The sequence below is a fragment of the Streptomyces sp. NPDC046303 genome (genome assembly GCF_055588085.1).
Genome location: NZ_JBVJFA010000031.1, coordinates 1 through 21888 on the forward strand (window position 1 = coordinate 1; position 21888 = coordinate 21888).

Annotated in this window: 25 protein-coding genes; 11 read left to right on the forward strand and 14 right to left on the reverse strand. The window is 73.4% G+C overall.

Annotated elements, in window-relative coordinates; translation table 11 throughout:
• Positions 1-90: 90 nt before the first annotated feature.
• Positions 91-666: a DUF2231 domain-containing protein gene (locus ACZ6I1_RS27060; RefSeq protein ID WP_469291405.1), complete on the reverse strand. Its 576-nt coding sequence runs from the start codon at positions 664-666 to the stop codon at positions 91-93.
• Positions 667-831: 165 nt separating this feature from the next.
• On the opposite strand from ACZ6I1_RS27060, the gene ACZ6I1_RS27065 reads away from it, so the two are divergent.
• Positions 832-987: a hydrophobic protein gene (locus tag ACZ6I1_RS27065; protein WP_469291407.1), complete on the forward strand. Its 156-nt coding sequence runs from the start codon at positions 832-834 to the stop codon at positions 985-987.
• 53 nt (positions 988-1040) lie between these two features.
• On the opposite strand, the gene ACZ6I1_RS27070 is transcribed toward ACZ6I1_RS27065, so the two are convergent.
• The 3 genes from ACZ6I1_RS27070 to ACZ6I1_RS27080 form a co-directional block, all read right to left on the reverse strand.
• Positions 1041-2057 (reverse strand): glutathione S-transferase family protein, encoded by a 1017-nt coding sequence (locus ACZ6I1_RS27070; RefSeq protein WP_469291409.1) that lies wholly within the window; start codon positions 2055-2057, stop codon positions 1041-1043.
• A gap of 77 nt (positions 2058-2134) precedes the next feature.
• Complete coding sequence (locus tag ACZ6I1_RS27075) at positions 2135-3775, reverse strand: phospholipase D family protein (protein ID WP_469291411.1); 1641 nt, start codon at positions 3773-3775, stop codon at positions 2135-2137.
• Between the two features lie 71 nt (positions 3776-3846).
• The gene (locus ACZ6I1_RS27080; protein ID WP_469291413.1) at positions 3847-4515 is read right to left on the reverse strand and encodes an HAD family hydrolase; all 669 of its coding nucleotides are present in this window, start codon (positions 4513-4515) and stop codon (positions 3847-3849) included.
• 317 nt (positions 4516-4832) lie between these two features.
• Here ACZ6I1_RS27080 and ACZ6I1_RS27085 point away from each other — a divergent pair, with 317 nt between their 5' ends.
• From ACZ6I1_RS27085 to ACZ6I1_RS27105, 5 genes are all read left to right on the forward strand, one after another.
• Positions 4833-5486 carry a nucleotidyltransferase family protein gene (locus ACZ6I1_RS27085; protein WP_469291415.1) on the forward strand — a complete coding sequence of 218 codons (654 nt, stop codon included), beginning with the start codon at positions 4833-4835 and terminating at the stop codon, positions 5484-5486.
• Complete coding sequence (locus ACZ6I1_RS27090; RefSeq protein ID WP_469291417.1) at positions 5483-5737, forward strand: hypothetical protein; 255 nt, start codon at positions 5483-5485, stop codon at positions 5735-5737. The genes ACZ6I1_RS27085 and ACZ6I1_RS27090 overlap by 4 nt, the downstream gene beginning before the upstream one ends.
• Positions 5734-6519, forward strand: a complete 786-nt coding sequence (locus ACZ6I1_RS27095; RefSeq protein WP_469291419.1) for a metallophosphoesterase family protein — start codon at positions 5734-5736, stop codon at positions 6517-6519. The genes ACZ6I1_RS27090 and ACZ6I1_RS27095 overlap by 4 nt, the downstream gene beginning before the upstream one ends.
• A gap of 136 nt (positions 6520-6655) precedes the next feature.
• Complete coding sequence (locus tag ACZ6I1_RS27100) at positions 6656-7192, forward strand: hypothetical protein (RefSeq protein WP_469291420.1); 537 nt, start codon at positions 6656-6658, stop codon at positions 7190-7192.
• Between the two features lie 45 nt (positions 7193-7237).
• Positions 7238-7717 (forward strand): hypothetical protein, encoded by a 480-nt coding sequence (locus ACZ6I1_RS27105; RefSeq protein WP_469291422.1) that lies wholly within the window; start codon positions 7238-7240, stop codon positions 7715-7717.
• A 437-nt stretch (positions 7718-8154) separates the two neighbouring features.
• On the opposite strand, the gene ACZ6I1_RS27110 is transcribed toward ACZ6I1_RS27105, so the two are convergent.
• On the reverse strand, positions 8155-8388 hold the full coding sequence (locus ACZ6I1_RS27110) for a DUF6213 family protein (RefSeq protein ID WP_469291424.1): 234 nt from the start codon (positions 8386-8388) through the stop codon (positions 8155-8157).
• A 78-nt stretch (positions 8389-8466) separates the two neighbouring features.
• The gene (locus ACZ6I1_RS27115) at positions 8467-8889 is read right to left on the reverse strand and encodes a CBS domain-containing protein (protein WP_469291426.1); all 423 of its coding nucleotides are present in this window, start codon (positions 8887-8889) and stop codon (positions 8467-8469) included.
• A gap of 191 nt (positions 8890-9080) precedes the next feature.
• Between ACZ6I1_RS27115 and ACZ6I1_RS27120 the strand changes: the two genes are divergently transcribed.
• Positions 9081-9317, forward strand: coding sequence for a hypothetical protein (locus ACZ6I1_RS27120; protein WP_469291428.1), 237 nt, complete (start codon positions 9081-9083; stop codon positions 9315-9317).
• Here the strand turns inward: ACZ6I1_RS27120 and ACZ6I1_RS27125 are convergent.
• From ACZ6I1_RS27125 to ACZ6I1_RS27135, 3 genes are all read right to left on the reverse strand, one after another.
• Positions 9290-9850 carry a type 1 glutamine amidotransferase domain-containing protein gene (locus ACZ6I1_RS27125; RefSeq protein WP_469291543.1) on the reverse strand — a complete coding sequence of 187 codons (561 nt, stop codon included), beginning with the start codon at positions 9848-9850 and terminating at the stop codon, positions 9290-9292. The genes ACZ6I1_RS27120 and ACZ6I1_RS27125 overlap by 28 nt on opposite strands.
• A gap of 14 nt (positions 9851-9864) precedes the next feature.
• Positions 9865-11139 carry a cytochrome P450 gene (locus tag ACZ6I1_RS27130; protein ID WP_469291430.1) on the reverse strand — a complete coding sequence of 425 codons (1275 nt, stop codon included), beginning with the start codon at positions 11137-11139 and terminating at the stop codon, positions 9865-9867.
• A gap of 157 nt (positions 11140-11296) precedes the next feature.
• On the reverse strand, positions 11297-11809 hold the full coding sequence (locus ACZ6I1_RS27135) for an EF-hand domain-containing protein (RefSeq protein WP_469291432.1): 513 nt from the start codon (positions 11807-11809) through the stop codon (positions 11297-11299).
• Positions 11810-12004: 195 nt separating this feature from the next.
• On the opposite strand from ACZ6I1_RS27135, the gene ACZ6I1_RS27140 reads away from it, so the two are divergent.
• Positions 12005-12709, forward strand: coding sequence for a dioxygenase family protein (locus tag ACZ6I1_RS27140; RefSeq protein ID WP_469291434.1), 705 nt, complete (start codon positions 12005-12007; stop codon positions 12707-12709).
• Positions 12710-12870: 161 nt separating this feature from the next.
• Positions 12871-13380: a DinB family protein gene (locus ACZ6I1_RS27145; protein WP_469291545.1), complete on the forward strand. Its 510-nt coding sequence runs from the start codon at positions 12871-12873 to the stop codon at positions 13378-13380.
• Between the two features lie 57 nt (positions 13381-13437).
• Here the strand turns inward: ACZ6I1_RS27145 and ACZ6I1_RS27150 are convergent, their stop codons facing one another.
• The gene (locus ACZ6I1_RS27150) at positions 13438-14091 is read right to left on the reverse strand and encodes a DUF4232 domain-containing protein (protein ID WP_469291436.1); all 654 of its coding nucleotides are present in this window, start codon (positions 14089-14091) and stop codon (positions 13438-13440) included.
• 472 nt (positions 14092-14563) lie between these two features.
• Between ACZ6I1_RS27150 and ACZ6I1_RS27155 the strand changes: the two genes are divergently transcribed.
• A complete protein-coding gene (locus tag ACZ6I1_RS27155; protein ID WP_469291547.1) occupies positions 14564-14842 on the forward strand; it encodes a DUF817 family protein in 279 nt (92 codons plus the stop codon).
• 10 nt (positions 14843-14852) lie between these two features.
• On the opposite strand, the gene ACZ6I1_RS27160 is transcribed toward ACZ6I1_RS27155, so the two are convergent.
• Positions 14853-15938 (reverse strand): DUF5954 family protein, encoded by a 1086-nt coding sequence (locus ACZ6I1_RS27160; protein ID WP_469291438.1) that lies wholly within the window; start codon positions 15936-15938, stop codon positions 14853-14855.
• Positions 15939-16171: 233 nt separating this feature from the next.
• Here ACZ6I1_RS27160 and ACZ6I1_RS27165 point away from each other — a divergent pair, with 233 nt between their 5' ends.
• Positions 16172-16936, forward strand: a complete 765-nt coding sequence (locus ACZ6I1_RS27165; protein ID WP_469291441.1) for a class E sortase — start codon at positions 16172-16174, stop codon at positions 16934-16936.
• An 11-nt stretch (positions 16937-16947) separates the two neighbouring features.
• Here ACZ6I1_RS27165 and ACZ6I1_RS27170 read toward each other — a convergent pair whose 3' ends face one another.
• The 3 genes from ACZ6I1_RS27170 to ACZ6I1_RS27180 all read right to left on the reverse strand — a co-directional run bounded on the left by ACZ6I1_RS27170 (position 16948) and on the right by ACZ6I1_RS27180 (position 21885).
• A complete protein-coding gene (locus tag ACZ6I1_RS27170) occupies positions 16948-19485 on the reverse strand; it encodes an ABC transporter permease (protein WP_469291443.1) in 2538 nt (845 codons plus the stop codon).
• A gap of 118 nt (positions 19486-19603) precedes the next feature.
• Complete coding sequence (locus ACZ6I1_RS27175; RefSeq protein ID WP_469291549.1) at positions 19604-20371, reverse strand: ABC transporter ATP-binding protein; 768 nt, start codon at positions 20369-20371, stop codon at positions 19604-19606.
• Between the two features lie 233 nt (positions 20372-20604).
• Positions 20605-21885: a sensor histidine kinase gene (locus tag ACZ6I1_RS27180; RefSeq protein WP_469291445.1), complete on the reverse strand. Its 1281-nt coding sequence runs from the start codon at positions 21883-21885 to the stop codon at positions 20605-20607.
• Positions 21886-21888 lie beyond the last annotated feature (3 nt).

Genomic DNA, 21888 nt, shown 5'->3' on the forward strand with positions numbered 1-21888 from the left:
CAGCGATCTGGCACAACCGGGCCAACGGCACAGCCATCACACGATCACTCATCGCCTACGACCACTGACGAAGACTTCGGACTTACTCGTCTAGGCCGCGGGATCGGCTCCGATGGCCTGCCGGTAGGCCATGTGGCCGCCGAGGGCCCCGGTGACGGCGACCGCCGTCATCCCGGCCCACGACCACAGCCTGCCCTTCACGGGGCGTCCGCGCAGGCGGGCGGCCAGGGACGCCGTGTAGCAGCCGACCGCGGCGACGTTCGACACGGCGTGGACGAGGCCGACGCGGGCCTGCTCGGGCGGCAGGTCGGCCCAGTCGACCCAGCCGGCGACGGCGGCCGGGGCCACGCCGGCCAGGCCGACGGCCGTCAGGGTGGTGACCGCGCGCTGCGAGCCCGGTACGACGTCCAGTACGGCAGCCGAGAGCCAGCACCCGATGGGCATCTGGACGAGCACGGGATGGAGGGGATGGCCCAGCGGCCGGCCCCGCAGCACGGCGCGTGCCGCACCCAGCGGAACCGCCCGGATCCCCCGCCGGAGGACCCGGATGGCCGGATCGGCCGCTGTGCTCCGCTCGATCCGGCCCAGGGTCGTCAGCCACCACGCCGACGCGGTGTCCAGGACCGGTGTGACCTTGGTGGGAGTGTCGAGAGCATGTGAGTCCATGCCTCCCGCCTACCCGGCTCGACGGGTCCGTCCCACGTTCCTGTGGGCCGAACGGGAAGCCGGCCGGTCACAGCGGCGGCCCGCATGAACGGGCCGAGCGGGGGCAGCCGCCCCATAGGCCGACGCGCCCATCCGGCGCGGGTTTCCGTTGATCGGAGGTAGACGATGGTTCCCCTTCTTCTGGTTCTGCTGTTGATCCTGGTGCTCTTCGGGGCCGGTTTCGCCCTGGAGGTGCTGTGGTGGGTCGCGATCGCCGTGCTGGTGCTGTGGGTGCTGGGCTTCTTCGTCCGGGGCTCCGGGGGGCGCTGGTACCGCTGGTGAGGACGTGCGCAGGACCGGACCGTGGGGGCGGTTGACGGCGTCCAGTCCAGGGTTCAGCCGAGGGGGTTGTGGCCGGTCGGTACGGCTTCGTCCGGAGCGACCGGCCCGGGTGCGGTGCCGTCGCCGAAGGGGCGGCCGCCCAGGCCGCCCAGGACGGCGCGGCCGTGCGGCGCGAGCCAGGCCGACGTGTCGGGGCCGGCCGGTACGACACCCGTGGGGTTGATGTCGGTGTGCACCAGGTAGTAGTGCCGTTTGATGTGGTCGAAGTCGACGGTGTCGCCGAACCCGGGCGTCTGGAACAGGTCCCGTGCGTACGCCCAGAGCACCGGCATCTCGGTCAGCTTGTGCCGGTTGCACTTGAAGTGGCCGTGGTAGACGGCGTCGAAGCGTACGAGCGTGGTGAACAGCCGTACGTCCGCTTCGGTGAGGGTGTCGCCGACGAGGTAGCGGGACCGTTCCAGCCGGGCGGACAGCCAGTCGAGCCGGGCGAACAGCCGCCCGTACGCTTCGGCGTACGCCTCCTGGCTGCCGGCGAACCCGGCTTCGTAGACGGCGTTGTTGACGTCGCGGTACACCACCTCGTTGACGGCGTCGATGTGCGGACGCAGGGCGGACGGGTAGAGGTCCGGCGCTCCGGGGCGGTGGTATTGCGTCCACTCCAGCGACATGTCGAGCGTGATCCGCGCGAAGTCGTTGGTCACCACCTTCCCGCTGGGTACGTCCACGATGGCCGGCACCGTGATGCCCCGGTCGTAGCCGGGGTCGCGCGCGAGGTACGCCTCCCGGAGCCGTTCGATGCCGAGCACCGGGTCACGCCCGCCGGGATCCAGGTCGAAGGACCAGCTGCGCTCGTCGTGCACGGGCCCGGCGACGGCCATCGGGAGTGCCTGTTCCAGCCCGAGGAGCCGCCGTACGATCACCGCCCGGCTCGCCCACGGGCAGGCCCTGCTGACGACCAGGCGGTAGCGGCCGGGCTCCACCGGGTAGCCGTCCCGCCCGTCGGCGGTGATCCGGGTGGTGATGTACCGGCTGTCACGGGAATAGCCCTTGCCGCGGCTCACATAGCTCACCCCCGGCGCCTACCCGCAATCGGCGGACGGACCCACTGCCCGACGCTCGACGCTCCACGCGGCCGCGGTGTGGTCGCTCAGAACGCGTTGCGGCGCCGCAGGAGCAGCGGGCGTCCGTCCGGGTCGACCAGGACGTGGTGCAGCGGCGTGGCGAGCAGCCGCTTCACCGCGGACAGCTCGGGCGGCACGTACCGGCGCAGGCGGCCCGGCGGCCGGGGCCCGCGGCCGCCGGCCCGGTGCCAGGCGTCCAGGCGGGCGGCGGCTTCCTCGAAAGCGTCGAAGGCCGTCGCCGGGTCGCACAGCGCGTCCTGCGCCCGCTCCTCCCGCTGCTCCTCCCGCTGCTGCTCCGGCTCGTCCGGTGCCTCCAGGTGCTCGCGCATGAGTTCCAGGCGCAGCTCGCGGGCGAAGACGCGCGCGCCGTCACCGAGGCCGCCGGGGTCGGACGGTTCCCGCAGGTCCGGGCTCTGGTCGAGCACGACGCAGCTGAGTTCCGAATCGTGCGTCCACGAGCGCAGGTTGATGTTGTCGGAGCCGACGGAGGCCCAGGCGTCGTCGATCACGCACACCTTGGCGTGTACGTAGACGGGGGTTCCGGCCGGGTTCTCCAGGCCGTACACCGCGACGCGGTCACCGCCGGCGCGGCGCAGTTCGTCGAGGGCCGTGATCCGCCCGATCAGGTTCATCGGCAGGGTGAGCCGCCCGTCCTGCTCGGGGACCGAGGGGATGACGGCGATCAGTCTCAGCTGCTGGTGCGTGCTCAGCGCCCGGGCGAAGCAGTCCACGACCCGCGGGGACCACAGGTACTGGTCCTCGAGGTAGATCAGGGACCGGGCCCGCCGCAGCGCTTTGAGGTAACCCCGTGCGATGCTGCGCTCGCCGTCGGGTGCGAAGGGGTAGCCGTACAGCAGACGGTTCGGGTACGTGCGCAGCACCTGCACGGTGTGCGTGCCGCAGGGCGCCGGATCGGCTGCCTGCGGCGGCAGGGAGCCCGCGCTGGTGTCCTCCCGGTGTACGCGCTCCCGCAGGCGGGCGAGGGGGCTGCGGCTGAGCGGCGCCGGGTCGTCCCAGCGTTCGCGGAAGACGGCCTCGATGTCGCCGACGACCGGACCGCGCAGGGCGAGCTGGACGTCGTGCCACGGCGGATGCGGCCCGTACGCGCGGGCCAGGGGCAGCGACTGGCGGTCGCCGCGGTGGGCAGCGTCGTCGTTGCGGTTGTGGCAGAGGTCGATGCCGCCGACGTACGCGACGTCCAGCTCGGGGCGGCCGGGGTGGCGCAGGACCACCAGCTTCTGGTGGTGTGACCCGCCGGGCCGCACCCGCAGGTCGAGCAGGCACTCGCCGCCGGCCTCCTCGATCTCCTCGCCGAGGTGGCGGTTCTCCTCTTCGCTGAAGTGGAGGCTGTCCAGGTGCGAGCGCCACAGCAGCCCCTTGACGGTGACACCGGCTTGCGCCGCCCGGCACAGGACGGTGCCGATCTCGGTGCCGGGTCCGTCGAGGCGTTCGTCGGGGTCGCCTCGCCAGTCGGTGAACAGCAGGAGGTCGCCCGCGTGCATCGCGCGGATTCCCGCCAGGAGCTCCGCGAAGTAGGCGGAGCCGTGGACCAGGGCCCGTGCACGGTTTCCCTCGGACCAGGCCGTCCCGCCCGGGTGGCGTGTGTCCAGGCGTGTCGCGGCGTTGCCCCGTTCGTCTGCTGTCAGCAGCCAGTCTGCGCGTGTCACGGCATCGGTCCTCCGGCTGGCGCCTACCCACGGCGTGCCCCCTCATCCGCCGGCGCTTCGGGGGGAGCCTGCTACCGCGGTGCGTCCGCGAACGGGCTGCGCTCGAGGCCGGCCAGCAAGTCGGCCGGATGGCGGTACACGGCGCGCGCCCCCGCCTCCTCGAGGTCGCGGCGGGGGATCCCACCGCTCAGCAGGCCGACGCAGGTGACTTCGGCGCGGGTGCCGGCCTTCATGTCCCACACGGTGTCGCCGACGAAGACGGCGTCGCTCCTGTCCGCGCCGGCGAGCTCGAGGGCTCGGATGACGGGCTCCGGATCCGGCTTCCCCTCGCTGACGTCGTCGGAGCTCGTGGTGGCGGCGATGGCGTCGTCGGCGTCGATGGCCCGTGTCAGCGCGTCGAGCTCGGTACCGCTCGCGGAGGTCACCAGGACCACCCTCCAGCCGCGGCGGTCGAGGGCGCGCAGCAGCTCGGCGGCCGAGTCGAGGGGAGGCAGCCGGTCGAAGTACGTGCCGTAGAGCGTGTCGTGCGCCGCGCTGATCCCGTCGTCCTCGTCCGTGTCACGGTCGTCTCCCAGGAGGTGGGCGAGCAGGTCCTCGCCGGGAAGGCCGATCGCGCGGTGGATGTCGTGCATGGCCACCAGGTGACCGGACTGCCGGAGCGCCTCCCACCAGCAGGTGACGTGCAGGTGGTTGGTGTCGGCGAGGGTTCCGTCGACGTCGAACAGCGCGGCGCGGTTCATGTCCGCCTCCAGGGTGAGTCCGTGGGAGGGCGCGCGCGGGAGCGGTCGGCCACGGGAGCGATCATGTCCGGCGCCTACCCGCCCGGCGCCGGCCCACTCGCCCGTACGCCTGCACTCCGGACGTTCCCACGACCACGCCCGCGACCCCGACCCCGACCCCGACCGCGGCCGCCACGGCGCCCGGGTTTCGACGGTGCGGAAACGGATAGGCGCCTGCCATGACGGCCGGGGCTCCGCAGGAGCCCTGCGCCCGTCCCGAGCGCATACTTGATTCCCCGGACGTGCGGGTGTTGTCGCCGTGAGTGAGCGAGGCCCCCATGAGCAGTCATCGTGTCCTCCAGCCGGGCGGCCTCGCGGCCGCGGAAGGCCTCGGCCCCCCGGCCCTCTCCAACGGCCAGCTGCCGAAGGACCACACCCAGGCGATCCTGGAGGTCACCAAGCACGTGGCGGCGCTCCTCAAGCAGTCCGGGCAGCCGTTCGCGCTCGCCGGCAGCGTGGCCGCGTTCGCCCATGGAGTACCGGCCCGCTTCCAGCACGACACGGACTTCTGCCTCCGCCCCGAGGACGCCGACGCCGTCATCCAATCGCTGGAAGCCGGGGGCATCGAGATGCGCAGGGCCCCCGAGGACTGGCTGGTCAAGGGCAGAACCGGCGGGGAGGAGATCGATCTGATCTTCGAGCTGGCCCGGAAGCCGGTGAGCACGGAGCTCCTCGACCGGGCAGCCGTGAAAGCGGTGGACTCGGTCTGGATGCCGGTCCTCTCCCCCACCGACCTCATGGACAGCCGGCTGGCCGCGCTGTGCGAGCACTACTGCGACTTCGGCGATCTGCTGCCGATGGCCCGGATGCTGAGGGAGCAGATCGACTGGGAGCGGCTCGACCGGGCCCACCGGGCCGACCCCCTGCCCGACGCCTTCCTGTACCTCCTGGAACGGCTGCGCGTCATCGATCCCCGCGAGGCGACGCCATGACCTCCGCCGACAACATCGAGTACCGCGTGGAGCACCTGCGCGAGCGCCTGGCGCGGGAGGAGGTGTCCGAGCTCGGTGTACGCATCGAAGTACGCGGCGCCGGGGCGTTGATCTGGGGAAACGTCTCCGGGGCCGACACCCGGGCGGCCGTTTTGCGGATCGCCGCGGAGGAACTGGCGGGCCTGCGCTGGCAGGAGGACCTGACCGTGAACCGCGCGGGTCCTCCCGACCACGCCGAGGAGCTGTCGTGATCCGCGTCGCGGCCGTGGGGGACATCCACCTCGGCCCGGGCAGCGCGGGCATGCTGCGCCCGGCGTTCGACACCCTCGGAGACTGCGCGGACCTGCTGCTGCTGGCGGGCGACCTCACCCGGCACGGCACCCCCGAGGAGGCACGGGTGGTGGCCCGCGAGGTGTCCGGGCTGCCGGTGCCCGTGGTCGCCGTCCTCGGCAATCACGATTACCAGAGCGATCAGCAGGACCTCGTCATCCGGGAGCTGGCGGAGGAAGGCGTCCGGGTCCTGGAGGGCGAGGGCGTGGTCCTCGACCTCGACGGTACGAGGGTCGGCGTCGCAGGGACCAAGGGGTTCTGCGGCGGCTTCGCCGGGCGCAGCGCGAGCGAGTTCGGCGAGCCGGAGATGAAGGCGTTCATCCGGTACACCCGGACCTGTGCGGACGGCCTGGCCGGGGCGCTGCGCGAGCTGCAGGCCGACGGCTGTGCGCTGCGGATCGCGCTGACGCATTTCTCTCCGGTCAGGGACACGCTGGCGGGCGAGCCGCTGGAGATCTACCCCTTCCTCGGAAGCTACCTGCTGGCGGAGGCCGTGGACGAGGCCGGTGCGGACCTCGCCGTACACGGGCACGCGCACCTCGGCACGGAACACGGCCTGACGTCGGGCGGCGTCAGGGTGCGCAACGTCGCCATGGCCGTCATCGACCGCGCGTTCGCGCTGTACCACCTGTCCCCTCACGGGAGTGCGGCCCTCGACACCGGCAGCGGTGCGGGCCTCTCCGACGGGCTTCGGCGCGAGTGAGCCGCGCCGGCGCAGGCGGACCCCGAAGACGGCCGTCGAGGCCGGCACGGCCGGGCATCCGTTTGAGCAGGCGGGTTCAGGGCAGACGCCGTTGCGTCGAACACCGGTACAGCAGAGACGGCTCTGGGAGGATCAGATGTCCACCAGCACACTTCTCGCCGTTCTGATCCCGGTCGCCGTCGTACTGGTCCTCGCCGGCATCGCCGCGTGGATGTTCCGGCGGCGGCGCCGGTTGCAGGAGCGGTTCGGTCCGGAATACGAGCGGACCGTGGATCGCATGGGCAGCAAGCGCGCCGCCGATGCCGAGCTGCGGGAGCGCGAGGTCCGGCACGACGACCTCGACATCAGGGAACTCCCCGCCGAGGACCGGCACCGCTACGCCGACGCGTGGACCACCGTCCAGCAGCGCTTCGTCGACCGGCCGGAAGGCGCGGTCTCGCAGGCGGACGAGCTGGTCACCCGGCTGATGCGGGACCGCGGCTACCCCACCGAGGGGTACGAGGAGCAGCTGCGCGAGCTGTCCGTCGAACACGGGCGGACCCTGGAGCACTACCGCGCGGCGCACGAGGTCAACATCCGCAGCAGCAAGGGACAGGCAACCACGGAGGAACTGCGCGGGGCCATGGTGCACTACCGCGCGCTCTTCGACGAACTGGTCGGGACGACGAGGTGACTCGAGATGCAGAGGGACGAAGAAAACCGGGCAGAGGAACAGGGCTTGACCACCGAGCAGCTGGCCCATCCGGGAGGCGGTGAGCCGCAGCCGGTGTTCCCGGGTGAGGCGACCCCCGGCGACACCCCGGCGGAGGAGACCCGGGGGGAGGACCGCGACGAGATGCGGCAGGAGGCCGACGCCACCGACGCGCAAGAGGCCGCGTACGGGGAGAGTCCGGCCGCGGAGGGCACGGCGGACGTCCCCCAGGAGGAGACCGAGGCGCTGCTCCCCGAGCAGGAGGCCACGGAGTACCAGAAGACCTGGGGTGAGATCCAGGCCCGCTTCGTGGACGACCCGCAGGGTGCGGTCCGCGACGCCGACGGCCTGGTCGCGGAAGTCATGCAGACCCTCGCCGCGACCTTCTCCGAACACAAGCGGGGGCTGGAGAGCCAGTGGCAGTCGGGTGAAGAGGTGGCCACCGAGGACCTTCGGCTGGCCCTGCAGCGGTACCGGTCCTTCTTCGGGCGGCTGCTGCGGACCTGACGTCACCGGCGCGCTCCGTGGCCGGGCGGAGCGGGGCAGGCCAGGGGCGGCTCGGCCGCTTCGAGAAGCCGGCGGAACTCGCGTCCAACGTCACGAGCTCCGGCGGCCGGGCTCGCACCGCTGGGGTTGTCGTTTGACACTGGGGGCGGGGGAAAGCGCGTCAGCGGGGGCTGACCGCCGGGCTCGGCGTCCTGAGGACGCCGTTGACGGAGCCCGGCTCGGACGACTGAGGTGAGAGCCTGATGGAGCGGACCGTGGAGTGGACCACAGAGCCTGGCCCCCAGGGCCCTGCGCCCGTACCGGAGCGACCGGATCCGGTCCCTCGCGATCCACAGCCCGCCGGTCCCGACGAGGAGCCGCCCCCGCCTCCCCCGGCGCCGCCCGAGCCGACTCCCAGCGAGCGGCCGGTGGTACCGGAGCCGCCCGACTGACGGCGGTCAGTCCTCTTCCTGGAGCGGCATGAAGGCGATGCACTCCACGTCGATCTGGTCGGCGAGTTCCATCAGGACGGTGGCCAGGCCGAGGGTCGTTCCCGGGTCGAGTTCCGTCTCCCCCGTGTACACGGAGTGCAGCCATCCCGAAGCGAGATGGCGCAGGAGGGCGGTCACCTCGTCGGCGGGGATGAGCAACCCGCCGCCCGGCAGGGAGATCAGGGGTACTGACGCGTTCACGGCGGCATCTCCTTCACTCCGGTTTCACTCCGGACCCCGGTTTCACTCCGGCGGGGACGGTCGAGGGTTCGAGGGGCCTCAGTGGTCGGGTTCGGCTGCCGAGATGGCTGCGAGAGCCGATCCCGGATCCCGTTCCACCGTGAGATCGCCCAGGGTGACGACGCCGACGAGTTCCCCGTCCTCGGTTTGGACGGGAAGGCGCCGCAGTGCGTGCCGGCGCATGAGGTCCATGGCCTGGTCGACGCCGTCGTCGGGCTGCACGGTGACCGGTTCGGTGCTGCAGATCGCCTGCACCGTGGTCTCGGCAGGGTCCCGGTTCTCGGCCATGGCGCGGATGACGAGGTCCCGGTCGGTCACGATGCCGCGAAGCCGACCCTCGTCGACGACCAGCACGTCCCCGATGTCGGCATCCCGCATCACCCGTGCGGCTTCGGCCAGCGAGGTCAGTTTCTCGACGGTCACCGGCTTTTCCGTCATCACCTCGTGGACTCGTCGGGTCATGGCTCCTCCCGCTGCTGGAAGCGGTTCCTGCCGGGCGCATACCCGCCACGGCGATCACTAAGCGCCCGCTGCACCGGGGCGCCGGAGCGTTTGGGGCATCGGGAAGGGGTTAGACGCTGCGAAGGACCGATCACCTGAAGGCCGCCTCCGGACCGGTGTCCGGAGGCGGCCTCCCCCACTCGGAGCGTGACATGAGCAAGCGAGAGCCGAGGCGTCGCAACAACCCGGCCACCTCTCCGCCGACGACGCCGACGACGCCGGCGGAGGCGGACGAGGCCCGCGAGGCCCAGGCCCCCACGGACCGCCCCGGGGACACCGCTCCGGGCGCCGGCAACGGGGGTGGACATACCGCCAAGCGGCAGCGGACCGGTGTGGGGCGCGAGGAGCAGATCCGCCCGCATCAGCGGCGTGCGGCCGAAGAAGGCTGACTGCCGGCGAACTCCCGCCCGAAGACGGTACAGAAGGCGTCCAGGTCGGCCGGTTTGCGGCTGGTGACGAGTGTCGCGGGCGCCGCGTGGCAGACCTGCACTTCCTCGTTCACCCAGGTGCCGCCCGCGTTGCGGATGTCGGTCGCCAGACTCGGCCACGAGGTCAGCGTCCGGCCCCGTACGACGTCCGCCTCCACCAGGGTCCACGGTGCGTGGCAGATCGCCGCGACCGGCTTGCCGGCCTCGAAGAAGCTGCGGACGAAACCGACGGCCCGCGCGTTCATGCGCAGGGCGTCGGGGTTGGCGACTCCGCCGGGCAGGAGCAGCGCGTCGAAGGCGTCCGAGGTGTCCCCGGCGAGTACGTGGTCGACGGGATACGTTCCCGCCTTGTCGAAGTGCCGGAACGCCTGCACCCGGCCGGGCGCCGTCGAGACCAGCTGCGGGTTCCAGCCGTTCGCCTCGACCGCCTTCCAGGGTTCGGTGAGTTCGATCTCCTCCACGCCTTCGGGCGCGGTCAGGAACGCGATGCGCACAACGCTCACTTCCTTCACTCGAGTCGGGACGGGAACGGCGGGGCATGGTGGCTGAGCGGCACGGGTTCGAGTGCGATGACGAACCCGCTGCGTGGCCGGGTGGGGATCCGGCTCAGCGGGATGGACAGGTCTTGCTGCGGTACGGCGAAGTCCCTGTGGGCGAGGGCCGACGCAACAGTGGCGAGCAGGGCGAGGGTGATGTCCTCGCCCGGGCACCGGTGGCCGGTCCGCGGATCGCCGCCGCCCTGGGGGATCAGTTCGCCGGGGCCGGGTTCGTGGCCCAGGAAGCGCGCCGGGGCGAAGTGGTACGGCCCCGCCCACAGCGCGGGGTCGTGGTGCTGCCCGTACACGTCCAGGAGGAGGAGGGTGCCGGCCGGGAGGTGCTCGCCGGCGTACGTGAGGTCCCGGGCGGCGAGGCCTCCGATGAACGGTACGAAGGGGTAGAAGCGGCGCACTTCGTGGGCGAACGCGCGGGCCTGGGCGGGATCGTCGGTGCGCAGCTTGTCGCGCTCGCCGGGATGGCGGTGGAGCGCGTGGGCGGCGAAGGTGACGAACCAGGCGATGGCGACGGTGGGGCGGATGATGTTGAGGAGCTCGACGGCCGCGGTGTGGGGATCGAGGAGGGTGCCGTCCGGCTCGCGGTGCAGGGCGACCGTCTCCAGCACCGTCCCGCCGATCAGGTGCGGGTCGCGTGCGCGGACGCGGGTGACGGCGGCCATGAGCGCCTGCTCCTGGCGGTGGCGGGCGCGGCGGGCCCGCAGGTGCCGGGGTCCGGCGGTGGCGAAGCCGTCGACCATGGCCACGCAGTCCTCGGCGACCTCACGGGCCGCGCCGTTCAGGGCGGGCATGCCCGCCCAGTCGCATATCGCGCCCGCGAGCAGGCTGGCCACTTCGTCGAAGAGCACCACCTCGCGGCCCTCCCAGCCGGCCACGGCCTCCCGCCAGCCGCTCTCGACGCGGGCGGTGAGGCCGCCGATGCCCTGCGGTGACATGAGGAGCGAGGCCAGCAGCTGCTTGCGCCCCCGGTGCTGTGCTCCGTCCAGGGTGTGCACCGCTCCCCTGCCGAACAGGGTGTCGAGTACGGGCGCGGGTACGGCGCCGTGCCGCTGTACGTGGTCCTCGTCGTAGAAGAAGGCGACGGCCTCGGGCCCGTGCAGCAGTGCCGTGGGCCGCCCCATCAGGCGGGTGTGGACCACCGGCGCGCCGTCATGGGCCCGACGCAGGTCCGGGGCCCATGCGTAGCCGTTGGCCAGCAGGGACAGGGTGCTGTCTATGACATGACCGGACATGCTGTTCGCCTACCCGGGGCCGGGTCGCCCATTCGGGCCCGCCTGCCGCGCAGGGCGCGGAGCGCCTTCCAGCGGGACGAAGAGCGCGGCCCCGGCGCGCCGGTCCCTCGCAGGGACCGCGCACCGGGGCCGCGGGTCAGCGCCGGTCCGCAGCGGGTCAGGCGCGCGCACCGGCGTGCAGGGCCTGCGCCATGGGAGAAGATCCGTCGGTGACGAAGGAGCGGATCTGCGCCAGGTACGCGTCCCGGTCCACATGCCCGTCACCGTCCTCGTCCAGCGCGTCGAACGCCTCGCGGGCGTTGTCGGCGGGGTTGCCCAGCGCGTGGCGCAGCCGGGTGAACTCCGCCCGGTCGAGGCGTCCGTCGCCGTCGGCATCGGCCAGGTCGAACAGCGAGCCCAGCGCCGGCCGGCACACCTCGTCGAAGGAGCGCTCCCCCGCCCACGCCTCGTACTCCGCGAAGGTCACCTGCCCGTCCCCGTTCGCGTCCATCGCCTCGAACACCCTCTCGTGCGCGGTACGCGCCGACGAGAGGAGCGGGTCGTCATCGGCGCGGCCCAGAGCCGCCGCCGCGCGTTCGACGCGGGCCAGGTACTCCTTGCGGGAGATGGTCCCGTCCCCGTCCACGTCGAGCATCGTGAAGATGTGCCGCTTCGCCGTGATGGTGCTCACTCTGATCCGCTTTCCGAGGGGGAGCGGCAGCGGCTGCTGCCTCTGGCCCGGTGAACGATCACCGGGACACCAGGTCACTGCCGCCGGCGCGGCCGGGCGACCACGGATGCCGGTGTGTCGGTGCCGGTCCGGAACGCCGGCGTCCGGCACGGTGGGGCGCAGTGATGGGACCCAGGGCACCTGTGAGGGGTTCGCATGGCCGAGAACGACACCTCCCGGACCAGCCGTCGTGCCGTGCTGCTGGCCGCCGGCTCGGCCGGCGCCGCCGCGCTGACCGCGGCCTGTTCCGGCCCGGCCGGCATCCGGGGTGCGGCCGGGCAGCCGTCGGCTCCGCCGTCCCGGCCCTCGGGGTCCGGCACCGCCCCGGCCTGTGTCCTGACCCCGGAGGCGGGCGCGGGCCCGTACTACCTTGACCTGGACCGGGTCCGGTCGGACATCACCGAGGACCGGCGCGGAGTCCCGCTCCGGCTGGACCTGACGGTGGTCCGGGTGTCGGACGGCTGCCGGCCCCTCGCGGCCGCCACCGTCGACGTATGGCATGCGGACGCCGCGGGGGCCTACTCCACCGGCGGGGAGACCTTTCTTCGCGGCACGCAGGTCACCGACAAAGCGGGCCGGTGCGTGTTCCGGACGATCGTGCCCGGCTGGTACGCGGGCCTGGCACCGCACATCCACTTCAAGGTGCGCCCCGACGCCCGCACCGAGACGACCTCTCAGTTCTTCTTCCCCGAGGACCTGCTGCTGAAGGTCTACGCGCGCCAGCCCTACGCCCGCCGCCCCGCACCCGAGCACCCCAACCAGCGGGACAGCCGCTACCGGTCCACGGGCGCCGCCATGACGCTGGCCCTCTCACCCGAGGGCGACGGCTACCGCGCCGCGCACACCGTCGGCATCGCCTGAGCCGGCCCGGCGCCGCCCCCGCAGCCGGACCACCAAAATCGATACCCCGTACGGCCGGAGGCTGAAAAGCTGTGCGGGTGACTGAGACGACCCCTTACAGCGACGGCGCGCAGCCGGGTGACGTACCCGCGCGATGGACCCAGGCCACCGTCTACCCCGACATGTGGGCCGACCCGGACGACGACCCCCGCAACAACGAGGACAGTCCGGAGGGCGAGCTCGCGACGCTGCAGGACTTCCTGGCGAACTACCGCATCACCCTGCGGATGAAGTGCGAGGGCCTGGATCCGGAGCAACTGGCCCGCCGGTCGGTTCCGCCGTCGACGATGTCGCTGCTCGGCCTGCTCCGGCACGTCGCCGAGGACGAACGGGACTGGCGCAACTGGATCACCGACGGGGAACCGCTGCCGAAGCTGTACGGCCGGCGTGACGCGGACTTCGACGAAGCCGTGGCCGACCAGGCCGTGGTCGACGCCGCCTACGCCGACCTGGAGCGCGAGCAGGCCGCGATGGATGCCGCGCTGGCCGAGCACCCGGATCTGAGCGAGCGTCTGGGGAAGGACAAGATCGCGGTTCGGGAGCTGATGGTGCACAGGATCGAGGAGTACGCCCGTCACTGCGGGCACGCCGACCTGTTGCGCGAGTGCATTGACGGACGGGTCGGGCAGTAGCGCGGGCCGGAACCGCGTACGGCGCCGGCCCGGCCCGGCCCGGCCCGCGACGCACCGTCAGGAGGGCTTGGTCGGCGAGAAGGCGGTGACGGTCGCCTTGTCGTCGCATTCGGCGAAGACGCCGTCGTCCATGGCGATCTGGTGCTTGCCCGCGCCGGGCACGCCGAGGACGAGCGTGGGGAAGCTTGACGGCGTGGCACCGGATACGCAGTAGCCGTCGGCCTCGCCTTGTACGTTGACGAAGGTGAGCTTGGTCCAGGCCCGGGCGCCCGGGGCCAGGGACACCGTGGAGGCCGGACCGCTGTGGGTCACGGCGAGCGGGACGTTCTTGTCCGGCGAGCCGTTGCCGGCTCCGGCGACCGTCGGGAACCCGTGGAGGGTGCAGGGCTTCGCCGAGGTGTTGGTGACCGAGACGATGGCCGCACCCGTCCCCGTACCCGGCGGTCGGACGTCGGCCTGGTGGGCTTCGGAGACCTTGACCTGGTCGATCGCGCAGGCCTTCGTACCGCCGCCCGTACCGCCGCCCGTGCTGCCGCCCGTACCGCCGCCCGTAGGCGTCGGCTTGGGGGCCTCCGAGGCCGCGGGCGGCGTCGACGGCCCGGCGATCGCGCCGTCGTCGCCGACGGGTGTGCAGCCCGCCATCACGGCGGTGACCGCCACCGCCGTCACCAGCGCCGCCGCGGTCCGACTGACGCCTGCTGTGTACTGCATGAGCGCTCCCCGAGGTTCGCTACCGGTCCCGCACCGGCACTCGCCGGGGGACACGGCTCCGCGCCCCGCCCGAGTTCCCCGGAGCACCACGCTGTGGCGGTTCCGTGACGCACCCATGACGTACGCACGTACGGCCCCCGGCCAGGCCCCGGTCGCCCCCTCGGCATGCGCCCCGCCCGCAGCCCGAAACACGCACCCCCCGCGGGCGTCCTGAACGGCATGCACCTGCCCACAGCCGCGCTCGTTCACGGGGTTGCCCACGCCCTGCGCCAACTGGTCCGCTTCGGCCTGCTCCAGGCCGCCGGCTGCACGTTCGCCGTGACCCTGCTCGCCGGGGTGGGGCTGTCCGGGCTGCTCCCCGGCCTGCCCGTGGCCCGCTTTCACGTACTCGAAGACCAAGCCCAGCAGATGGCAGCCGGCGAACATCAGCCACCACTGGCTCCCCGACCTGCGCTGGCCGCTCGCCGCCCTGCTGGTCGCGGTCACCGCCTCCGCCTCCGCCCGGGTGCACTACACCGTGGGCGAGCACACCTACTGGATGCCGATGCCGCTGACCTTCGTCCTGATCGGCTTCTTCCTCTGGCTGGCGGAGAACATCGCCACCTACGCCGGTGCCTGGCGGTACCCGTACCAGCTGGACGGCTGGGAGCCGGTGTCCCTGCAGAAGTTCGGCGCGTGGGCGCTGCTGGTCAGCGTCCTGTGCGTGCGGGGAGCCGCAGCGCACCACCGGACCGGGCCCGGGGCCGTCTGACCGCCCCGCCTCAGTCTTCGGGAACGACGCGGCCGTCCTCGTCGAGCGTGAGGTGGATCCGGGCCGGGGCCTGGCTGTTGACGTCGGAAGGGCGCGGTCCCTCGGGACCGTCGGGGCCCCAGCGCAGCAGGCGGCGGGTCCGGACGATCTGGTAGACGGTGCCCTGGAAGACGAGCCGGTTGACGCGTCCAGCCCTGAGCCTGTCGGCGGCCTCGGCGTACGCGGCCAGCTGCGCGGCCCGTGCGTCGGCCGCCGCCGCGCCGCCCGCCGCCCAGGTACGGGCGTCGCTCTGCGGGCCGGCGTCGTCGGGGATGTCCCCGCGCATCCGCGGCCACATCCACGTCAGGGCGAAGTCCAGCGACCTGCGGGCGGCGTGCGCCGATTCGTGCGGCCCGCTGACCGGCCTCCAGCCGTCCGCGTTCTGCTCCGCCACGGTGAACGTGGCGGGCAGGAGCAGGGTGTCCGGGTGCGTGTCCAGCGCCTGCCTGGAGTCGGCCCGGACGTCTTCGGGGAAGCGTCCACCCGTGTAGCACAGGTCGCGCAGCGCCAGCTGCTCGATGGCCTGGGTGGGGGTGACGGGCGCGTCCGGGTCCAGGACCAGCGCGTGGTCCACCTCCGGTCCCTTGGCGGCACGGTCCCAGTCGGGTACGGGGGGTTCCGGATCGGTCGGGCGCGGCGGTTCGATGCCGCCCGGGCCGGAGGCGGCGTACTCCTCGGCGCGCACGACCCGGTACCGGGTTCCGGCCGCTTCGAGTTCGTCGACCCGCTCGGTCTCCAGCCGGGCCACCGCCGCCAGCAGTGCGCGCCGCTCCGCCCTGTCCCGGGCCTCGTCCTTCGCGCGGAACCACAACCGCGAGTTCAGCGAGTCGCGCGCCTGCTGGGGGCAGCCGGCCGTCACCGGGACCACCACCTGCCACCGCGGCCCGTCCCCGGCCCGCTGCGCCGCCACCCCGAAGAGGGGGCCGCGCACGACGACGTCGCCCGCGAGCGTGACGGCGTCCGCCGCGTCGGCCTCCATCGCGGCTTCCACCGGTTCCAGCGGCACGCGCACCACGATCGGCCGCGACCCGGCCGGCCTCGCTTCCCCATGGTCCATGCCCTCATCTTGGCCACCACGGCAGGACTCCGTACCCGATTCGCCGATTCCCCGTCCGAAAGGTCCCGCGTGCTCGGGCTCGGACCCGGGTGCAGTCCGCGTCCGCGACGGTCGGCGCCGCCGACCCCGGCAGGGTGCTCGATGCCATAGGCCGGGGGGCTTATGGACGGCTTGCTCCGTATGTCACCCTGTCCGCACCCCTCGAGCCTCCGATCGACCTACGGAACGCGCCCATGCCCCTGCCGTACCCGCCCCGCGCGATGTCCGCCGCGCTCGCCGCCGCCGTGACCGCCCTGCTGGCAGCCTGCGCGCCCGAGGCCGCCGCCGGACCGGCGAGCTCCGCGCGGACGGCAGTGGCCCCCGTTTCGGCCCCTGCCCCCCAGGTCCCGGCCTCCCCCACCGCCACGGCCACGGCCACGCCCGCGGCGGCGCCGGTAGCGTCCCCGGCGGCCGCCGTGCCCCACCGGGAGTCCACGCTGTCCATACCCGCGGCCGGGGTCAGCGGGCTGCGCGTGGTCCCGTACGAGGGCACCACCGACGACGTGCCCGGTACCCGCATCCAGGACCTCGGCGTGGCCGCCAGCCCCTACGGCGAGCGGGGCGGAGTCGGACCGGGACAGGTCGGGAACTTCCTGGTCACCGCGCACCGGCTGTCCGCGGGCGGACCACTGCGCGACCTGCCCGCTCTGAAGAACGGCGACCCGGTCCTCGTGACGGTGGGTGACGTGGTCCACACGTACGAGATCGTGGCGACCCGCAAGACGTCCTTCCGGTCCGAGCGCTCACTGGGCGAACAGCGCGCCGCGGTGCCCGGCGAGCCCGGCACGCCCCCCACCCAGGCGATGATCACCCTCTCCACCTGCGCCACCCCGGAGGACCACGCCGAGGGGAACTACTGGAGCGACGCCCAGGGCAATCCGGAGCACCGCATCGACAAGATAGGCGTGCTCCGCAAGACCGCCGCGGTCGCGGCCCCCCGCCCGTCCGGCGGCGAGTAGCGCGGCCGCCGTCACTGCGCCGCCGTCGCGGCGGGAATGTCCACGCGGGCGGCCCTGCGGGCCGGCCAGAGCGAGGCGAGCAGCGCGCCCGCCAGGGCGATGAGCACGCCGAGGGCGAGGCGCCCCCAGGGGAGGACCAGCGCGTAGCCGGCGACGCTCTCCTGGAGGGTACGGCCGAGCGCCCAGCCCAGGAACACGCCCAGGGCGGTGCCGAGGGCCGCGCCGAGTCCGCCGAGGAGCAGGGCCTCCAGGCGGATCATCCGGGTCACCCCGGCACGGTCCACACCGAGGGCGCGCAGGGTGCCGATCTCCTTGCGGCGTTCGAGGACGGACATCGCGAGGGTGTTGGCGATACCGAGCGCGGCGATCGCCAGGGCCATGCTCAGCAGGGCGTAGAAGACGTTGAGCTGGTCGCCGATGGACCCGCTGTCCTGGGCCCGGATGCCCGCCTCGTCGAGGACGGCCAGGGCGGGGTTGTCACCGAGGGCGTGGGTGATGCTGCCGAGCGCGGCCCGCCCGGGTCCGCCGTCCGTGGCGATCAGGATCCCGTCGGTGTGCGGACTGGAGTCGTGGCGGGCGACGAGGGAGTCGGGTGCGGTGATGCTGGGCAGCAGGTTGCTCTGCTCGTCGGCCCGGTAGACGGCGCCGATGGTGACGCTGCCGCGGTGCTCGTCCTGGCGCTGGAGCGGGAGGGTCTGGCCGACGTGCCAGCCGGCTGCCGCGGCCTTGTAGTCGGCCACGGCGATCTGGCCCTTGGCCAGGCAGTCGAGCGAGCCTTCGAGCACGTCGTAGCGCAGCAGCCGCCCGATGGTGGCGGGGTCGACACCGGTCAGGACCGAGGGGGCGCCGGCGAGGCGGTATTCGGTGGACTGGTTGAGCGGGCTGAACACGGTCCCGGGCAGCTTCTGGAGGGGCGCCGCGGTGGCGGGGGTCATCCGCATGCCGCCCTCCGCGGGCTTCACCAGGTAGTCGGCGCTGAAGTCGTGGGTGGTGGCGCGGTCGAGGTACTGGGCGGCGGAGGCCCCGAGCACGGACAGTCCCGAGGCGAGGGTGAGGGCGATGGCGAGCGCGGCGGCGGTGGCGCCGGTGCGGCGCGGGTCGCGCACCGTGTTGCGGGCCGCGAGGGTTCCGTACACGGGGTGGAGGCGGGTGAGCAGCGGCTGGAGCAGGGCCACGAACGGCCGGGACAGCAGCGGGATGAAGCAGATCGCCCCGGTCAGGGTGAGGGCCGCGCCGAGGCCGATGACGGTCCGGGCGTCGCGTCCCGTGGTGAGGGCCCCGTACACCGTGGCGGCGGCGCCGGTGAGGACGAGGGCGGCGGCGAGGCCGGTGCGCAGGCTGCCGGCGCGCGCGGGCGGCGCGGGTTCGGCGGCGCTGAGCGCGGCGACGGGCGGGATGGCCATGGCCCGGCGGATCGGAAGCCACGCGGCGGCCATGGGCAGGGCGGTGCCGACGAGCAGGGCCGTGATCACGGTGGTCGGGGTGAGGACCAGCGGGGCGGCCGGGGTGTCGGCGGGGGCGAAGAGCCTCTGCAGCAGGGCGGCGGCCCCGGTGCCGGCGGCGAGTCCGGCGGCGGAGGCGACCGCGCCGACGAGGAGGGTTTCGGTCAGCAGGATGCGGCGTACCTGCCGGCGCGAGGCGCCGACGGCCCGCATCAGGGCCAGTTCCCTGGTGCGCCGGGTGACGAGCATGGTGAAGGTGTTGGAGATGAGGAAGGTGGCGACGAACAGCGCGACCGCGGCGAAGCCCAGCAGGATCTGGCTCATGGTGTCGCTGTCGCTGGTCGCGAGGTTCGCCTGGATCCGCGCGAGCTGGGCCCCGGTGGCTGCGCCGGTGTCCTGGGGCAGGGCCGACCGGACGCGACCGAGGAGCTGCTGCACGTCGGTGCCGGGGGCGGCGGTGAGTTCGATGGTCTGGTAGCGGCCGGGCTGCAGGAAAAGGCGCTGGGCGGTGTCGTTGCCGAACAGCGTCAGGCTGCCTCCGGAGGACCGCGTGGTTCCGTCGGTACGGAAGATCCCGCTCAGGGTGTAGGAGGAGGCGCCCTCGTTCGTGCCGACGCGCACGGTGTCGCCGATGCGGTATCCGCCCTTCGCGGCGGTGGTCTCGTCGAGGGCGATCGTGTCCTGGCCGGTCGGGCCGGAGCCCCGGGTGAAGCGGTAGGCGGGGTCCTTGCCGTCGGCGCCGGGGGCGAAGTTGCCGCCCCGGTGGGACGGGCCGTGCCCGATCAGCCGGCCGTCGCGGTCGGCGACGGCGGCGAACCCGTCGACCCGGCCCGTGGCGGCGGCCACGCCGGGGATCCGGGCGAGGGTGGTCACGGTGCCGGCGTCGACGCCTGCCGGTCCGGAGCTGCTGCGCCGCGCGTCCTCGGGGAAGACGCTGACGGCGATGCGCTCGAAGCCGGCGGTCACCCGGGCGGTGGCGGCACGGTGCAGGCTGTCGCCGTAGACGAGGCTGCCGGAGATGAAGGTGACGCCGAGCATGACCGCGAAGGCGGTCATGAGCAGCCGGGCCTTGTGCGCGAGCACGTTGCGCAGGGCGGTACGGAACATGGGGGTGCGGATCCTCGGAGGAGGCGGGCTCGGCGGGTGCGAGCCGGGTGGCTGGGTGACGGGGTGGCGGGGTGAGACCCGGCGCCGGGGTGAGGTCCGGCGCTGGAGTGACGGCGGGTCAGCTGGTGCGGGAACGGGCGTCGAACGCCTTCATCCGGTCCAGGACCCGGTCCGCGGTGGGCCGTGCCATCTCGTCGACCAGGCGGCCGTCGGAGAGGAAGACGACGCGGTCCGCGTAGGCGGCGGCGACGGGGTCGTGGGTGACCATGACCACGGTCTGGCCCAGCTCCCGTACCGAGTCGCGCAGGAAGCCGAGGACCTCGGCCCCGGCGCGGGAGTCGAGGTTGCCGGTGGGCTCGTCGCCGAAGACGATCGCGGGCCGCGAGACCAGGGCGCGGGCCACCGCGACGCGCTGCTGCTGTCCGCCGGACAGCTGTCCGGGCCGGTGGTCGAGGCGCTGGGAGAGGCCGACCATGGAGACCACCCGGTCCAGCCACTTCGGGTCGGGCCGGCGTCCGGCGATGGTCAGCGGCAGGGTGATGTTCTCCCGTGCGGTCAGCGTCGGCAGCAGGTTGAACGCCTGGAAGATGAAGCCGATGCGGTCGCGGCGCAGTTGCGTGAGCTGCCGGTCGTCCAGCGTGCTCAGTTCGGTGGTGCCGATGCGTACGGAGCCGGAGCTGATCGAGTCGAGGCCGGCGGCGCAGTGCATCAGGGTGGACTTGCCGCAGCCGGAGGGGCCCATGATCGCGGTGAACTCGCCCTCCCGGAAGGCGACGCTGACACGGTCCAGGGCGACGACGCGGGTGTCGCCGCTGCCGTAGGTCTTCGACAGGTCGGCGGTGGCGGCCGCGATCCCGGCCGTCGCGTGCAGGGCGTGCGGGGACAGGGGGTCGACGGTCACAAGGGGGTCGACGGTCACGGGGGGACTCCTCTTCGGGTGCCGGCGGGTGCACTCCGAAGGGTGTCCGGGGAACGTATCGGGGCCCGGGTCCGCCGTGTATCGGCGTCCGCGCCGCTTCGTAGCAGTTGTGTAGCGGCGCAGTCGAGTAGCGGCGCCAGGAGCGCGGTCCGCCGGTCAGCGTCCGCCGGTCAGGCCTCCGCCGGTCAGGCCTCCGCCGGTCAGGCCGGCAGCCGCAGCGTGGCGACCGCGCCGCCGTCCGCGGCATTGTCCAGGCGCAGCTCGGCACCGAGCACCCGGGCCTGCCCCTGGGCGATCGTCAGGCCCAGGCCGTGGCCCGAGCCGCGCTCCTCGGCGCCCGTGTGGAAGCGGCGGGGGCCGTCGAGCAGCAGGTCCGCGGGGAAGCCGGGGCCGTGGTCGCGCACGACGACCGTACGGCCCTCGACGGTGACCTGCACCGGGCCGGCGCCGTGCCGGTGGGCGTTGACGACGAGGTTGCCGACGATCCGTTCGAGGCGGCGCGGGTCGGTTTCCACGGTCTGCTCCGTCGCCGCGCCGTCCGCGGGCCCTGCGCCCTGCGGGCCGGTGACGGTGACCTGTGTGTCGAGGCCGGTGCGCCCCACGGCTTCGGTGACGACCGCGCCGAGCGGGACGCGGGCGCGCACCGGCCGTTCGGCGCCGGCGTCCAGCCGGGAGATCTCCAGCAGGTCCTCGACCAGGCCGCGCAGGTCGCGCACGCGGGCCCGGAGCAGATCCTCCGTCTCACCCGGCGGCAGCAGGTCGGCGGCGGCCAGCAGACCGCCGACGGGTGTGCGCAGCTCGTGGGCGACGTCCGCGGTGAACCGGCGCTCGGTGCGCAGCCGCCGGCTGAGGCTGTCGGCCATGAGGTCGACGGTGGCGGCGATGTCCGCCACCTCGTCGCGGCCCTTGGTGGGCCCGGTCCGGGCATCCAGGTCGCCGGCGGAGATCCGGCCCGCGGTCTCGGAGACCCGCCGCAGCCGGCGGCCGAGCAGCCCGGCCCCGTAGACCGCCAGGGGTGTGGCCGCCGCGAGCGCGACCAGCGAGGCCGCGGCCATGGTCACGTCGAGTCGGTAGAGGTCGTGGAGCTTCGGGCCCATGTTGACCCGCACGGCGAGCACCGGGCTGTCCGGGCCGCCGACGCGCTGGGCGGCCCACATGCTCGGGCCGAGGTTGCCGTCCACGCTCCCGTCGTAGGCCGTGTGCCGCTCGCCGTCGGCCGGATGGCGCAGGGTGCGGGGCAGCCCGGACGGATCGAGGTGGGCGCCCTCAGCGAGGGTTCCGGTGCGCCGGTAGGTGTTCATGGCCGAGTACACGGTGTTGAAGGCCTCCGCTTCGGCGCGGCCGCGGATGTCCTTCGCGGTCCATACGTGCACCAGCACGCCCACCACGGCCGCGACGAGACATGCCATGGCCGCGGCCAGCGCGGCGATCTTCCAGCGCAGGGGCACGCGGGTCGGCCGCAGCCGCCGGTACGGGGGCATCCG